The organism is Pseudomonas sp. UW4, assembly GCF_000316175.1.
Lineage (GTDB): Bacteria > Pseudomonadota > Gammaproteobacteria > Pseudomonadales > Pseudomonadaceae > Aquipseudomonas > Aquipseudomonas laurylsulfatiphila.
The window spans coordinates 2,737,555-2,751,366 of the sequence record NC_019670.1; the positions used below are offsets into that span (position 1 = coordinate 2,737,555).

Here is a 13,812-nt window from a genome sequence, read left to right on the forward strand (position 1 = left end):
ATGCTTGCTGACCTGACGCCTTGATCGGATCGCTTCCCGGAGCAAGCCCGCCCCCACAAGGGTGCATGGATGACGCAGTTACTTGCTCGGATGGGCGGCCTGGAGTTTTTTCGCCATTTCCAGGTGTTTTTTCAGCGCCGGCAGCATTTTTTGCGCAAAGCCTTTGAGCTCGGTGGCGCCCTTGACCCGGTCGTCCGTCACCGTATCGGCTTCCTTCTTGAACAGGTCGATGGCTTCCTCATGGGCCTTGACCTGGTTGTCGGCATAGGCCGCGTCGAAGGATTCGTCGCGCATGTCGAGGATTTTTTCCTTGGCTTGTTTGGTCAGCGTCGTGCTGTCCGGCACTTCGATGTCGAATTTTTTCGCCAGGGCGGCCAGTTCATCGTTGGCCTTGGAATGATCGGTAATCATCATGTTGGCGAATTTCTTGACGTCGGCTGATGCACTTTTTTCCAGGGCCAGCCGGCTGGCCTCGACTTCGGCGATGCCGCCGGCGGCCGCTTTGTCGACAAAGTCATTGGAAGTGGCAGCCAGGGCACTGCCCATGCAGCTGCTCATTGCGATAACCAGGGCCAGGTGACGCACGTTGAGTCTGTCCATCGGTGATTCTCCACACAGGTTTTCAAAGGTGATCGAGTGATCGTTAACCGGTGGAGGCGGCGGTGCAGACAAAGGTTTTATCGTATTTGCGACAGGACGACGAACGGGCACCGCTGGTCTGACAGGTGGTCGACAGAACGGGCCAACCGAGGCCATTCTGATAGTTGGTGAACGCAATCAGTCGGCGTTTGCTACCGATTAACAAACGGAGGTGTTCCATGCCGGTGCCCCATGACCTTTTTCAGGATCTGAGTTGCACAAAGGAAGAAATCCAGCAGAAACGCACCAAGGATCCGTTACTGGATTCACTGATCAACAAGTATTCCCAGGCTGATGCCGAAGTGGTGAAAGCGGAGGAAGCCAAATCCAGCGATGACGCGGTGACGAAGCTCAAGGCGAAGCGCTTGGAGGTCAAGGACAAGATCGTCAAACAACTCCAGTTGCGGTCCTGATCCAGCGTGCCTGACACAGACTATCGGTGACTGGAAAGTTGGAACGGCCACCAGAACCGGCACCTCGAATGCTCAGAGACCGATATTACGGCTCTCAACGAGGTGCCTCATGACCCAGCCCGAATATCCCGGTGAACTCACCGCTGTCCATGTGGGAGCGAGCCTGCTCGCGATAGCGGAGGGTCAGTCACCAGTTGTTTTGAATGTGCCTCAGTCATCGCGAGCAGGCTCGCTCCCACATTGGGTCTTCAGTGTATTCAGATAGTAGTGCCGATCATTGCAACGCCTTGCTCAAAGGCAACCGCGCCATGTTCTGCGCCTTCAGTGAACCGAAATACAACCAGTCCCCATACTCGCGCACCGTAGTGATCGGTGAGTAGTTGTCGCTGCTGGCGTCCTGCAGGTTGGCGATCACCTTGCCTTCAAGGTCCAGGCCCAGGGCGAACCCGCGCTTTTCCACGGGTTTGGGCAGGACGGTCATGGCTCGCACGATCATCTTGCGCACGAAGGGATGCGCCGCCGTGCCATCGAGCAGGGCGTTTCGGGGGGCGTACAATGCCACCCAGAACCGGTCGTGACCATTGAACGACAGGTTGTCCGGCAGGCCCGGCAGGTTGTCGATGAACAGGTCTTGGGTGCCGGCCTTGGGGCCGCTGAGCCAAAAGCGGCTGATGCGGTAGGCGCCGGTTTCATTGACCAGCACGTAGGCGTCGTCCGGTCCGAGGGCCACGCCGTTGGCAAACTCCAGCTTGTCCAGCACAACCGACGTTTTGCCGGTCTGGAAGTCGTAGCGCAGCAATCGACCGTCACCACCGTGTTCGAGCACGGCCTCACCGTCGTGGCCATAGCCGAAGCGGCTCGAAGCGTCGCTGAAATAAGCGTAGTGACCGGGTTTGTCGATGACTACATCGTCGGTAAAACCGAAGGGAACGCCGCCGGCCTCCGTGGTCAAGGCCACCAGGCGCCCCTGGGCGTCGAGGGACAACAAACCCTTGACGGCATCGGCGATCACCAGCAGGCCATTGGGATGCCGGGCCAGGCCCAGTGGCCGGCCACCGGTGTCGGCCAGGACTTTGGTGGTCTTGCCATCCAGGCTGGTGCGGATCAGGCGCCCGTCGTGCAGGCCGGTGATGAGCGTGTCGTTTTCCAGCAGCAGGGCTTCCGGCCCGTCGATGTCGGCGGCACCGACGCGCTCCATGCCTTTGAGGCGCTGATTGTCGGCGTAGATGCCGCTGGAGAGGGACGGCGCGGGTTGTGGCGTCCAGGCCACCGGTCGCACCTTGGTCGGCATCAGCAGCAGGAAGGCGCCGATGACGACAATGACCAGCAGCAGGCATTTGAGGATTCTGCTCACGCGTTGACTCCGGTTGCCACCAGGTATTTCTGCGCCATCTCGCGCAACGCTTGCATCGACGCCGCCGATTCCCGATCGATGCGCCGCTTGAGCAACAACCGGTTGGCAATCCGCATCGCCAGACCGCTGAACCGGTATTCCAGGGTGCGGACGAAACGTGTGTCCTTGCCCAGGGCTTCGCATTCGTAGGTGACCACCAGCGACAGGCCATGGTCACCCTGGGCACGCGCGCTCCAGCGCTGGCCGGGCAGGTACTGCGCCACTTCCCAGCGCAAGTGTCCTTCACGGCCGCCGGCGCGGATGTCCTCCTCGAAACGTGCGCCGGCATGCAATGGACCTTTGGGCCCATCGATGTGCAGCGACGACGGGTGCCATTGCGGCCAAAGGGTCACGGTGCTGGCGTAGGCCAGTACATCGATCGGGTGTCCGGCAATGACAATCTGATGCTGCATGCGGGTCATGGGCGTTCTCGTCGGGTTGAGCGGCACGGGCTCCGGCTCCCAATAGAGGGTGCCGAACAGGTAGTCCATCAGCGGGAAAACGATGTTGAAATTGCGCTCCTGCATCAGTTCGCGGCGGTGGTGCAGTTCGTGCAGCCGGCGCATCTGGCGGATCCACGGCAGCCGTGTGAGCGGATTGTGCGACGGCAGATGCTCGCAGGCATGGAACACTTCATAAGCCAGGTAGCCGAGGACAAGAACACCGCCGACCAGTCCGGCGACGTTGGTATCGATGTGCTTGAGCAGCCACCAGAGGGGCAGGGCCACGGCGAGTGTGTGCAGTACGATCAGCCATGCCGGAAACAGGATCACCCGCCAGTCGCGGGCGCTGTCGTAGGTCATGTGGCCTGGGGTGAAAAAACTGTGGTGGTCGCCGGCGTGACGGGCATAAAACAGCCGGGCGAATCCCTTTTTATGATGCCCCAGGTGGCGATGCACCATGTACACGCCGAGGTTGAACACTAGCAGCGTGACGGGCACCGCAATCCATTGTGCCAGCTGTACCTGATGCACGTTGCTCCAGAAAACGCTGATCGCCAGCGCCCCGAACAACAGGACAAAAGCGCCATGCAGCCAAGGGTTGTAGAGCGGATGAATGGCGGCGCGGTAATGGCTGCGGAATCCTTCGGTGGTCTGCCTCACTGCAATCACCTGTCGTTATTGTTATCTCCTGCAGATTAGTCGATTCCGCTGTTCTGGCGGGGCGAACCTTGAGGACACAACGGCCATGATCCGGTGCAAACCGGTCTCAGGTCAGCGGGTCCCAGCGTTGCGACCAGTCTTCGTCGGAATCGATCACCTCGCGCAGCAGGTCGAAGGCGCGTTGCAGCATCGGCGAGTCACGATCGCGGGAGTAGACCAGATAGGTCGGGTAGCTGAATTCCGGAGCCTTGGGCACCCGTTCCAGGGCACCGCTATCGAGATAACTCTGCACGACACGGGTACGGAAGTAACCACTACCGCCGTTTTCGAGAAGGTACTGCAAGCCCAACGGGCCAAGATTGAAACTCAGCGCAGCCTTGGCATTTTCCGGCAGGGCGGCATCGTGCTGGCGCCGGAATTCGGCGCCCCAATCGATGTACACATAAGGATCGGGCCTGTCGGCCAGGCGCACGAGAATGAGTTTTTCTTCGAGTACCTGCTCGACCTGCAAACGCGGCCAATACTCGGGCTGATACACCAGCGCAGCATCCAGAACGCCCAACTCCAGTTGGCGCAGGAGGTTTTCGCCGTCATGGATTTCCATGCGCAGGGCGTGGCTGGGGATGTGCTTGCGGATTTCGCCGGCCCAGCCGAGCATCAGCGGGTTACACAGGCTCACCTCGCCACCGATGTGCAGCACATCGCGATACCCCTCGGGCAAGGGCAGATCACGCCGCGCGGCGTCCCAGGTTTGCACCAGTTGGTTGGCGTACACCACGAACGCTTCACCGTTGGGCGTCAGGCGAGCACCGGCACGATTGCGCACGAACAGGGTACTGCCCAGTTGGCTCTCGAGCTTCTGCACCCGTGCGGTGATCGCGGTCTGGGTGACATGGAGCTTTTGCGCGGCGGCAGCCAGGCTGCCATGGCGGACGATTTCGAGGAAGGTGCGGGCGAGGTCGATGTCCATGGGGCGGCCGGTGTCGAAAGTGCGGACATTGTAAGATCACCACCGAACCTGTGGCGAGGGGGCTTGCCCCCGTTGGGGCGCGAAGCGGCCCTTGGCGTCCTTCCGATAAGTCGAAATCAAGGGTGGGACGACTGCTTCGCAGCCGAACGGGGCGATGCGGCGATCCGACAAGCCCCCTAGCCACAGGGTTCATCTGATGGCCAGCAAAAACGACGAATCCCGCCACTAGGGGCGGGATTCGTTTGCCGCAGTCACGCTCCCGAAGGCCGGGAGCCAGGTGCTTACGACGGGAACAGCTCGGACAGTTTCATGGCCAGCATCATATCGCCTTCAGCGCGCAGTTTGCCGCCCATGAACGCTTGCATGCCGTCAGTCGAACCGTCGACGATGCCTTCCAGTGTTTCGCCGTCCATCACCAGAGTCACCTGGGCGTCCGGGTTCTCGCCTTCCTGCAGCTCGCAAGTCTGGTCTTTGACGATCAGCGAGAAGTTCTTGGTGTCGTCGATGCGGAAACCGAAGACCAGGTCCAGACCGGCAGCAGCGGCTGGGTTGAACTTGGCTTTCATTGCTTGTACGGCGTCTGCTACGGAGGTCATGTTTCGATCCTTTCTTGGGTAATAAGAGCAGGGTGATTACTGCCAGGGTCACAATAGTCCGGACTCAGCGAAACGTGATGAGTTCCGGGGCCTTCAACAGTTGCAGGTGCGCATGACTGTTGAAGGAAGCCAGCGACACCTCGCGACCACGAAACTTCAGCTGGTTGAGCGAGGTGTTGACGATTTGCCAGTTCAATTCAAAGGCCTGCCGGGCAGGCATTTGCGTAATCAGGTGGAGCAGGGCGGTGATGGTGCCGCCGGACGTGAACACGGCGATTTTCTGGGTGTTGTCGGCCTGGTCGAGAATGCGATGCAAGCCGGCCCGCACCCGCTCGACAAACCCCAGCCAGCTTTCCAGGCCCGGTGTGTCGTAGGTGCCGGCGAGCCAGCGTTCGATGATCAGGGCGAAGATACGCTGGAACTCGCCACGGTTTTGCGCGGCGTTGCGCAAGATGTTCAGCGCTTCGGGTTCGTCCGGCAACATGGCCGGCAACAGCGCGCGGATCACCGCATCGGCGTCGAATTCGTTGAAGGCGGAGTCGGTTTCCAGCAGCGGCACCGGCAGGCCCACCGCAGCGAATTGTTCCAGCGCGCTGTTGGCCGTGTGCTGCTGGCGGCGCAGATCCCCTGCCAGGCAGCGGTCGAAGCTGATCCCGAGTTCGGCCAGGTGCCGGCCAAGGATTTCAGCCTGACGAATGCCGGTCGGCGACAGGACGTCGTAGTCGTCTGCACCGAAGGAGGCCTGGCCATGTCGAATCAAATAGATACTGCCCACGTCCGCGTCATCCCGGTACGTTGAAGGTTTGGCGAGGTTATGAGGATGGCGGTGAGCTGTCAATGAAAAAACATACGCTTGTTTGAAATGCTTGTTACAGGCCCGTTGCCAGAGGTTTCACGGCTGGTCGCAAGGTCGGCGCATGGGTATGCTGGAGGTATCCCGCGCGCGTTCAAGCCGCGCATCGTTTGAGGAGTCCCCGTGGAGTTTTTTTCCGAGTACGCCATTTTTCTGGCCAAGACCGTGACCCTGGTGATCGCCATTCTGGTGGTCCTGGCCAGTTTTGCGGCCCTGCGCAGCAAGGGGCGGCGCAAGTCGTCCGGCCAGTTGCAGGTCAGCAAGCTCAATGATTTCTACAAAGAGCTGCGCGAACGCCTGGAGCAAACCTTGCTCGACAAGGACCAGCTCAAGGCCCTGCGCAAGACCCAGGCCAAGACCGACAAGAAGCAGAAGAAAAACCCGAGCTCAAACCCCCGGGTATTCGTGCTCGATTTCAACGGCGATATCAAGGCTTCGGCCACCGAAAGCCTGCGCCACGAAATCACGGCCTTGCTGACCCTCGCCACACCCAAGGACGAAGTGGTCCTGCGCCTGGAAAGCGGCGGCGGCATGGTTCACAGCTACGGCCTGGCCTCCTCGCAACTGGCGCGTATCCGCGAAGCCGGCGTGCCCCTGACCGTGTGCATCGACAAGGTCGCGGCCAGTGGTGGCTACATGATGGCGTGCATCGGCCAGAAAATCATCAGCGCACCGTTCGCGATCCTCGGCTCGATTGGCGTGGTGGCGCAGTTGCCCAACGTCAATCGCCTGCTGAAAAAGCACGACATCGACTTCGAAGTGCTGACCGCCGGTGAATACAAACGCACCCTGACCGTGTTTGGCGAAAACACCGAGAAGGGCCGGGAGAAGTTCCAGCAAGACCTGGACATCACCCATCAACTGTTCAAGAACTTCGTGTCGCGCTACCGTCCGCAACTGGCGATCGATGAAGTGGCCACCGGCGAAATCTGGCTCGGCGTCGCGGCGCTGGACAAGCACCTGGTCGACGAACTCAAGACCAGCGATGAATACCTCGCCGAGCGCGCCAGCAAGTCCGAGCTCTATCACTTGCATTACGCCGAACGCAAAAGCCTGCCGGAGCGCATCGGCATGGCCGCCAGCGGCTCGGTCGACCGCGTGTTGTTGAGTTGGTGGAGCCGTTTGACCCAGCAACGTTTCTGGTAACGGGCCAGGAAATTTGCCAAACATCCAGCCGGGGCATTTGCCCCGGTTTTTTTGGCGTGTTTTCACTGGTTTGGAGGGCAATTCATTTTCAGCGTGGCCGCGGTCCCCTGTAGGAGCTGGCCTGCCAGCGATGGTCGTTAACGATAATGCGGGTGAACTGGATGAACGCGGCGCACTGGAGTCCATCGCCAGCAGGCTGGCTCCTACAGTTTAAGCGTGGGCAGGGTCCCCTGTGGGAGCTGGCTTGCCAGCGATGGTCGTTAACGATAACGCGTGTGGACTGGATGAACGCGGCGCACTTGAGTCCATCGCCAGCAGGCTGGCTCCTACAGGTTCCCGGGAATCTTTTTTTGCCTGCGAACGCTTGCCCGATGTCTTCCACGGCACGGCGAAATCTCTGTAGTCGGCAGGCGACCGTTCCTGCTTTCGGCAACGCGGCGGCTGGGTATGTTGGTGTTCCAAAAACAGTTGCCATGGAATGCACATGAATGACCATCAGACACCGCTAAATCCCCAGCCTGTGCCGCTGCGCGAAACACTGCAATCTGTGGTGAGCGCGGCTTTACCGCAATCTCCCGAGCAGTTCGGTGCGCAGTTGATCAGGGAGAAATGGGGGCAAGACATCGACCCGCACACTGCGCTGTTAGTCACTCTTGATTACCACTACCGCGGGCACCCGCCGCAGGACGGCATCGAGCAGGGTCAGGTGGCAAGCACCCAAACCCTGGTCCAGGCGTTGCTGGAGAATTACCAGACCGTCGGCGACGGGCGCTTCGCCGAAAGCGCGTTTGGCTTTTACACACCGCCCGATGTCGGCCCGTCCATTCGCATCGTGGAACATGTCGATGAGTTCGCCGACCACGGTAATGGCAATCACCATACCTACGAAGGCATCTACCGCCAGACCACGCCCCAGGTGTATGGGCCGACAACGCAAATTGCCCTCAGGCCGGCGGCGTTCAAACAGTGGGTGTGGGAGCTGGATTTGCAAACCCGCTATCAGGCTTACCTTGATCGCACCTGGCCCTCTGACAAGCGAATCGTCCAGGCGCAGCCTTACGACCTGAGAACCTCGGCCAAGGCCGCCTTTATCATGAGCGCCTGCCTGCAACACCAGGAGGGCAGTTTGAGTCAGGAAGGCCTGGCCCTGGCCATGCAGGCCGCCGGGTTGCCGGCGGAGCAGGCGTGGAGTGCGTTGACCATCGATCAGCTACAGGCGCCGACTCGTGTCAGCGCACTGATCGAGGCCGGTCGGCTGACGATCTATCGCTACACGTCGGACGATATCTGGTGTTATCGCCACCGTCACAGCGGCCGGGTCCTGCTGAATATCCCGGGCAACTCCTCACCCTTGCATGAATTCACCGACTGGCAGCACCTGCGCCAATGGATCGTGGCCCAGGGGCAGGTGCCGGCCACACGCCAGGCGCTGCTCGCGCATTTTGCCGAGAACGATCGGGAAGACGGCACCTTCCATGCGGGCGTGTCGACCGCGCTGGAGGGCATGGCGGTTTACCCGAACGAACACTGGCTGAAAAGGAGCGCCGGGCTCTTCAACGACGACGGTTTCTGGGATCCGCAGGATTACATCGATCTTGAGCGCCCGCCCTCAGGCACCGATCCGTTCGCGCAACTGGTGCTGGCCATGAAGCAGGCCTCGATGGCCAGCGTCAAAACCATCCGTGACGATGCCCAGGTCAATCGCGACAACCTGAGTGCGGTGGTGGAACCGCTGGTGCGCTGGATCAACCGGCTGGGGCCATTGGCATTGTTCATTCCGGGAGGCGAGGGTGTCCTGGTGCTGGCCGGCCTGATCGACGCCGGTTATGGCCTTGATCAGGCCATCAACGGCAAGACACCGGAGCAGCGCTCCGAGGGCGTGACGCGCACCGTCTTCGGCTTGCTCAATGCGCTCCCGCTGGTCGGGGCCGTGGTGGCACTCAAGGGCGAAGAAAAAATCGCCGGAACCGTGAACGAGTCTGGAGAACCCGCAAGCGAGCCGCATCCCGGAACGCCGGTCAAGCCCGTAGCCGGATCGACTCCGGTGCCGGTGTCGACCCGCGTAGCGCTGTTGCGTGAGGTGTGCGCACCCCATGCTGCCTTCAGTGATGAGGTACTGGGGCAGATCGCCCGGGTCAGCACGGTCGACGACGATATGCTGCGCCTGATGCAGGCAGGTCGCCCACCAACGCCGCTGCTGGCCGATACCATCACACGCTTCAAGCTCGATCAGGAACTCGAAGGCGTCACCGATGCGCAAGCACGGGCCGGATTGTTCAACACCCGCTATCAGGCGCTCCAGCACTCGGAGCAGGAATGGGTTCGCCTGTTTCAGCGCGAATACCCAGGATTGCCGAAAGGCGCCGTGGAGCAAATCCTCGACCGTTCGGGAGTCGACATCCATCGGCCCTTCGACGCTGACGAGGCGCTGCAATTGCTCAGGCGACTGGACAACAAATCGCGGGACTACCAACAGCATGTACGACTCAACCGGGCCTATGAAGGCTTGTACTTGCGTTCGGTCCTGCATCCCGAAACCGATGTCCTGGCACTGCACTCCCTGCATCGCCTGCCCGACTGGCCGCAAGGCCTGCGTATCGAGGTGCTCGACGGGGCAATCAGTGGCCGTGTCCTGGACCGCTGCGGTCCGCTCGATTCCACGGATTGCCGGCGTTTGATCAAGGTCGGCGGGCGCTATCGATACACCGCGGTGGCGGCTACCGACGGCGAGGGTTCGGATCTGTTTACCGCGCTGCTCGACCTCTTGTCCGTGGAGGAACGTACGGCGATGTCGCTTCACTCGCCGGATGCTGCCAGCGAGTTGCGGTTGCGCATTGGCGGTCATGCCTTGGCCCGTTCCGAGTTGATACTGGGCTTGAATCGAATGGATTCGCGGTTGCCTTTCGAAGCCTTGGGATTGCGCGGTGGCGGCTTCCCGAACACGCCACAGGCCGCAGCGCTGACCCATGGTGTCATGCGTCTGCAGATCAAGGATCTGTATCCGGATTTCACCGATGCCCAGGCGGATGAGTTGCTGATTGAAGCGGGTGCCGGGGCTCAGGCACTGGTGGATCGCCTGATTGCGCAGATGCAGCAGTTGCATGGCGATCTGCGCCAGTGGATCGACCAGTCCTTGCTGGATGCCGATGACATGGACATCGATTTTCTGGCCGTTGGCGATGATGATGCAGAGGGCATGAGCCCCGGGGAGGTGGCGGCGCACAATGTCCAACTGCTGCAAACCGTGATCGATTACGAGCGTGAAACTCGGACCGAGCTGGGCGATGAACTGATGAGCATCTGGCAAAAATGCGCGCCCCGGATCAATAGGGTGATGTCGGGTGAGTCGTTCTCCGGGTACAGGCTGGACCTGGCTTTCGAGGACTACCATCGGTTGCCGACGATGAACGTACGCTTCAATGAGGTCGTCGAGTTATCGATGCTGGGCCTGCACCTGGTCGAGCGCGAGAGCCTGAGCGCCTTTCTCGAAAGTTTTCCGAACCTGCGTTCCCTGAACCTGGAGCGTGTCGACCTGCGTCTACTCAACGCAGACGGCGTACTGGAAGGTGTGTTGCCTCCACCGATTCGGCAAATGACCCGTCTCACTACGCTCAACCTGAGTACCACTTTGCTGCAGTTTCAGGAGAACACGGCTGCACAATTGGGTGATCTGGTGAGCTTGCAAACGCTGGACCTGAGTGACAACCCCTTGACCGTCCCGCCCGTTGTCCTGGGCCTCAATGAGTTGCGTGTATTGAACCTGAGAAACACCGGGATCAGCCGTTGTCCGATAGGCATCACCGATCAGCCGTACTTCACCTCGCTCGACTTGCGAGGCAACCGGATCAGCCGGGTTCCCCAATCGATACTGAATCAGGCGGTCTCCCGGGACCGGGTGAAACTGTGGGGTAATCCGCTGACGGATGAAGATACCTTGCTGCGCCTGGTCGATCATCGCGAGCGTACCGGCATCAACTTGTGGCTGAGTGAACCGGGTGCCGATTACGGCAGTGCGACACCCTGGCTGGAGGAGGGCGACGAAAGTGTGCGCGAAGCGCGGCAACAGATCTGGCAACGACTGGCCGTCAAGCCATCGGGCAGTGCGTTGCTTCGGGTCATGGATGGATTGCGCCTGACGGCGGATTTCCAGGTCGGCTATCTGTCGCTGCAGGCGCGTGTGTGGCACTTGCTGCACGAAGCGGATACGTCAGAGGAGTTGTGGGGCTGGTTGCGTCAGAGTATCGAAACGCGGGTTGGCGATGCAGAAAACCCGTTCAGGATGTTCGTGGTGCTGGAAGAACGAGTCCGGCTATACCGTGACTGGGTCGCCATGGGGCGGCCGATTCCGCTGGTGGAACATCCGGTGTTCTAGCGCGAAGGGTAAACCCCCTTGAACCCCGGGGCCGGGGTCCAAGGGGTGACGGTCAGCGGCGACGGAACAGCGGCAGCGGTTCGTCGGTCGCCGCCTGATAGGTCACCGAGAAGTCCTTGAGGCCTTCAAGGGCTTCGTGCGGATCCTTGTCGGGGCGAATGGCGAACGCGTCGAAACCACAGCGATGCATGTAGAACAGCTGGTCACGCAGCACGTCACCAATGGCCCGCAATTCGCCCTTGAAACCGTAACGGTCACGCAGCAGGCGGGCGTTGGAGTAGTTGCGGCCATCGGTGAATGCCGGGAAGTTCAGGGCAATGACCTGGAACTGCGCGACGTCTTCACCGATTTCCTCGGCTTCTTCATCGGCGTCAAGCCAGATGCCCAGGCCGCCGTCGCGGGCCAGGAGCATACGGCTGTGTTCGCGCCACAACTGCAAGGGGACGATGTAGTCGTCGCAGTTGGTGATCTCGTCGATGCTGAAGTCCTTGGGCAGCAGGTGCCAGGTCTCGTCGACGACCTCGTTGTTCTTAATGATTCGCTGCATAGACACGCTCCTTGAAGAGGTCGATACCAATGCGCTGATAGGTGTCGATGAAGCGTTCGTCTTCGGTACGTTGTTCGATGTACACGTCGATCAGCTTTTCGATCACGTCAGGCATGGCTTCCTGGGCAAAGGACGGGCCGAGGATCTTGCCCAGGCTGGCGTCACGGCTGGCGCTGCCGCCGAGGGAAACCTGATAGAACTCTTCGCCTTTCTTGTCCACCCCGAGGATGCCGATGTGGCCCACGTGGTGGTGGCCGCAAGCGTTCATGCAACCGGAGATGTTCAGGTCCAGCTCGCCGATGTCGAACAGGTAGTCCAGGTCGTCGAAACGGCGCTGGATCGATTCGGCGATCGGGATCGACTTGGCGTTGGCCAGGGAGCAGAAGTCGCCACCCGGGCAGCAGATGATGTCGGTCAGCAAGCCGATGTTCGGCGTGGCGAAGCCTTGCTCGCGCAGCTCGCCCCACAGGACGAACAGCTTGTCCTGCTCGACGTCGGCCAGAATGATGTTCTGCTCGTGGGAGGTACGCAGTTGACCGAAGCTGTAACGCTCGGCCAGGTCGGCCACGGCGTCGAGCTGTTTGTCGGTGATGTCGCCCGGTGCAACGCCGGTAGGCTTGAGGGACAAGGTCACGGCCACGTAGCCCGGTTTCTTGTGGGCCAGGGTGTTGCGTGCGCGCCAACGGGCGAAGCCCGGGTGCTGCAGGTCGAGCTCGGTCAGGGCGGCGGTCTGGTTGTCCAGCGCCTTGTAGTCCGGGTCGACGAAATGTTTGGCGACGCGCTGCACTTCAGCTTCGGTCAGCGTGGTCTGGCCACCGCGCAGGTGCTCCATTTCCGCGTCGACTTTCTGCGCGAAGACTTCAGGCGTCAGTGCTTTCACCAGGATCTTGATCCGCGCCTTGTACTTGTTGTCACGACGGCCATAGCGGTTGTAGACCCGCAGGATGGCGTCGAGGTAGCTCAACAGGTCTTGCCATGGCAGGAACTCGTTGATGAATGCCCCCACCACCGGCGTACGGCCCAGACCACCACCTACCAGCACACGGAAACCCAGTTCGCCAGCGGCGTTGTGCACCGGCTCAAGGCCGATGTCATGGACTTCGATGGCGGCGCGGTCGGAAGTCGAACCGTTGACGGCGATCTTGAACTTGCGCGGAAGGTAGGCGAATTCCGGGTGGAAAGTCGTCCACTGGCGCACGATCTCGCACCATGGGCGCGGATCGATCAGTTCATCGGCGGCGACACCGGCAAACTGGTCGGTGGTGACGTTGCGCAGGCAGTTGCCGCTGGTCTGGATCGCGTGCATCTGCACGGTGGCCAGTTCAGCGAGAATGTCCGGAATGTCTTCCACGGCCGGCCAGTTGAACTGCACGTTCTGCCGGGTACTGATGTGGGCGTAGCCCTTGTCGTAGTCACGGGCGATTTTGGCCATCATTCGCATTTGCCGCGAAGTCAGTTGGCCGTAAGGCACGGCGACTCGCAACATCGGTGCGAAACGCTGGATATAAAGGCCATTTTGCAGGCGCAGGGGGCGGAATTCTTCTTCGCTCAGCTCGCCTGCCAGATAGCGTCGGGTCTGATCACGGAACTGCTTGACGCGGTCCTCGATGATCCGCTGATCGTATTCGTCGTATACGTACATATAAGTCCTGTTCTCAGGCTTGGGCCGGTCGGAAACAGCGGCGTTTTTTGGCTGGCTGGCGTCCGATAAAACCTCGGCAATTCTGCGCGCACGGCCGCGCACTCCCTACGGAGCCGAGGCAAGATACCAGTTTGCAGT

Annotated in this window: 12 protein-coding genes; 3 read left to right on the plus strand and 9 right to left on the minus strand. The window is 60.7% G+C overall.

What is annotated here, in order from left to right; genetic code table 11:
- Nucleotides 1-78: 78 nt before the first annotated feature.
- Both PPUTUW4_RS11910 and PPUTUW4_RS29905 read right to left on the minus strand, forming a co-directional pair.
- Nucleotides 79-600: a DUF4142 domain-containing protein gene (locus PPUTUW4_RS11910; RefSeq protein WP_015094873.1), complete on the minus strand. Its 522-nt coding sequence runs from the start codon at nt 598-600 to the stop codon at nt 79-81.
- A gap of 43 nt (nt 601-643) precedes the next feature.
- Nucleotides 644-820, minus strand: coding sequence for a hypothetical protein (locus tag PPUTUW4_RS29905; RefSeq protein ID WP_158467549.1), 177 nt, complete (start codon nt 818-820; stop codon nt 644-646).
- Between PPUTUW4_RS29905 and PPUTUW4_RS11915 the strand changes: the two genes are divergently transcribed.
- On the plus strand, nt 819-1,052 hold the full coding sequence (locus tag PPUTUW4_RS11915) for a DUF465 domain-containing protein (RefSeq protein ID WP_015094874.1): 234 nt from the start codon (nt 819-821) through the stop codon (nt 1,050-1,052). The genes PPUTUW4_RS29905 and PPUTUW4_RS11915 overlap by 2 nt on opposite strands.
- A 274-nt stretch (nt 1,053-1,326) precedes the next feature.
- Here the strand turns inward: PPUTUW4_RS11915 and PPUTUW4_RS11920 are convergent, their stop codons facing one another.
- The 5 genes from PPUTUW4_RS11920 to PPUTUW4_RS11940 all read right to left on the minus strand — a co-directional run bounded on the left by PPUTUW4_RS11920 (nt 1,327) and on the right by PPUTUW4_RS11940 (nt 5,889).
- Nucleotides 1,327-2,406, minus strand: a complete 1,080-nt coding sequence (locus tag PPUTUW4_RS11920) for an SMP-30/gluconolactonase/LRE family protein (RefSeq protein WP_015094875.1) — start codon at nt 2,404-2,406, stop codon at nt 1,327-1,329.
- Entirely contained in the window at nt 2,403-3,548 is a 1,146-nt protein-coding gene (locus tag PPUTUW4_RS11925; RefSeq protein ID WP_015094876.1) for an SRPBCC family protein, read from the minus strand. Before PPUTUW4_RS11925 ends, PPUTUW4_RS11920 begins: the two co-directional genes overlap by 4 nt.
- A gap of 106 nt (nt 3,549-3,654) precedes the next feature.
- Nucleotides 3,655-4,518 (minus strand): LysR family transcriptional regulator, encoded by an 864-nt coding sequence (locus PPUTUW4_RS11930; RefSeq protein WP_015094877.1) that lies wholly within the window; start codon nt 4,516-4,518, stop codon nt 3,655-3,657.
- Between the two features lie 281 nt (nt 4,519-4,799).
- Nucleotides 4,800-5,114: an SCP2 sterol-binding domain-containing protein gene (locus PPUTUW4_RS11935; protein WP_015094878.1), complete on the minus strand. Its 315-nt coding sequence runs from the start codon at nt 5,112-5,114 to the stop codon at nt 4,800-4,802.
- Nucleotides 5,115-5,178: 64 nt separating this feature from the next.
- On the minus strand, nt 5,179-5,889 hold the full coding sequence (locus PPUTUW4_RS11940) for a histidine phosphatase family protein (RefSeq protein ID WP_015094879.1): 711 nt from the start codon (nt 5,887-5,889) through the stop codon (nt 5,179-5,181).
- A 201-nt stretch (nt 5,890-6,090) separates the two neighbouring features.
- Between PPUTUW4_RS11940 and sohB the strand changes: the two genes are divergently transcribed.
- Entirely contained in the window at nt 6,091-7,113 is a 1,023-nt protein-coding gene (gene sohB, locus PPUTUW4_RS11945; protein ID WP_015094880.1) for a protease SohB, read from the plus strand.
- Nucleotides 7,114-7,597: 484 nt separating this feature from the next.
- Complete coding sequence (locus PPUTUW4_RS11950; RefSeq protein ID WP_015094881.1) at nt 7,598-11,485, plus strand: DUF6543 domain-containing protein; 3,888 nt, start codon at nt 7,598-7,600, stop codon at nt 11,483-11,485.
- 52 nt (nt 11,486-11,537) lie between these two features.
- On the opposite strand, the gene PPUTUW4_RS11955 is transcribed toward PPUTUW4_RS11950, so the two are convergent.
- Complete coding sequence (locus tag PPUTUW4_RS11955; protein WP_007976503.1) at nt 11,538-12,032, minus strand: DUF934 domain-containing protein; 495 nt, start codon at nt 12,030-12,032, stop codon at nt 11,538-11,540.
- Nucleotides 12,016-13,674: a nitrite/sulfite reductase gene (locus tag PPUTUW4_RS11960; RefSeq protein WP_015094882.1), complete on the minus strand. Its 1,659-nt coding sequence runs from the start codon at nt 13,672-13,674 to the stop codon at nt 12,016-12,018. Before PPUTUW4_RS11960 ends, PPUTUW4_RS11955 begins: the two co-directional genes overlap by 17 nt.
- Between the last annotated feature and the right edge of the window lie 138 nt (nt 13,675-13,812).

Bases quoted from the DNA above. Each gene is read 5' to 3' on its own strand.
- PPUTUW4_RS11910 (WP_015094873.1), bottom strand. From the start codon at position 600: ATGGACAGACTCAACGTGCGTCACCTGGCCCTGGTTATCGCAATGAGC.
- PPUTUW4_RS29905 (WP_158467549.1), bottom strand. From the start codon at position 820: ATGGAACACCTCCGTTTGTTAATCGGTAGCAAACGCCGACTGATTGCG.
- PPUTUW4_RS11915 (WP_015094874.1), top strand. From the start codon at position 819: ATGCCGGTGCCCCATGACCTTTTTCAGGATCTGAGTTGCACAAAGGAA.
- PPUTUW4_RS11960 (WP_015094882.1), bottom strand. From the start codon at position 13,674: ATGTACGTATACGACGAATACGATCAGCGGATCATCGAGGACCGCGTC.
- PPUTUW4_RS11950 (WP_015094881.1), top strand. From the start codon at position 7,598: ATGAATGACCATCAGACACCGCTAAATCCCCAGCCTGTGCCGCTGCGC.
- PPUTUW4_RS11935 (WP_015094878.1), bottom strand. From the start codon at position 5,114: ATGACCTCCGTAGCAGACGCCGTACAAGCAATGAAAGCCAAGTTCAAC.
- PPUTUW4_RS11955 (WP_007976503.1), bottom strand. From the start codon at position 12,032: ATGCAGCGAATCATTAAGAACAACGAGGTCGTCGACGAGACCTGGCAC.
- PPUTUW4_RS11930 (WP_015094877.1), bottom strand. From the start codon at position 4,518: ATGGACATCGACCTCGCCCGCACCTTCCTCGAAATCGTCCGCCATGGC.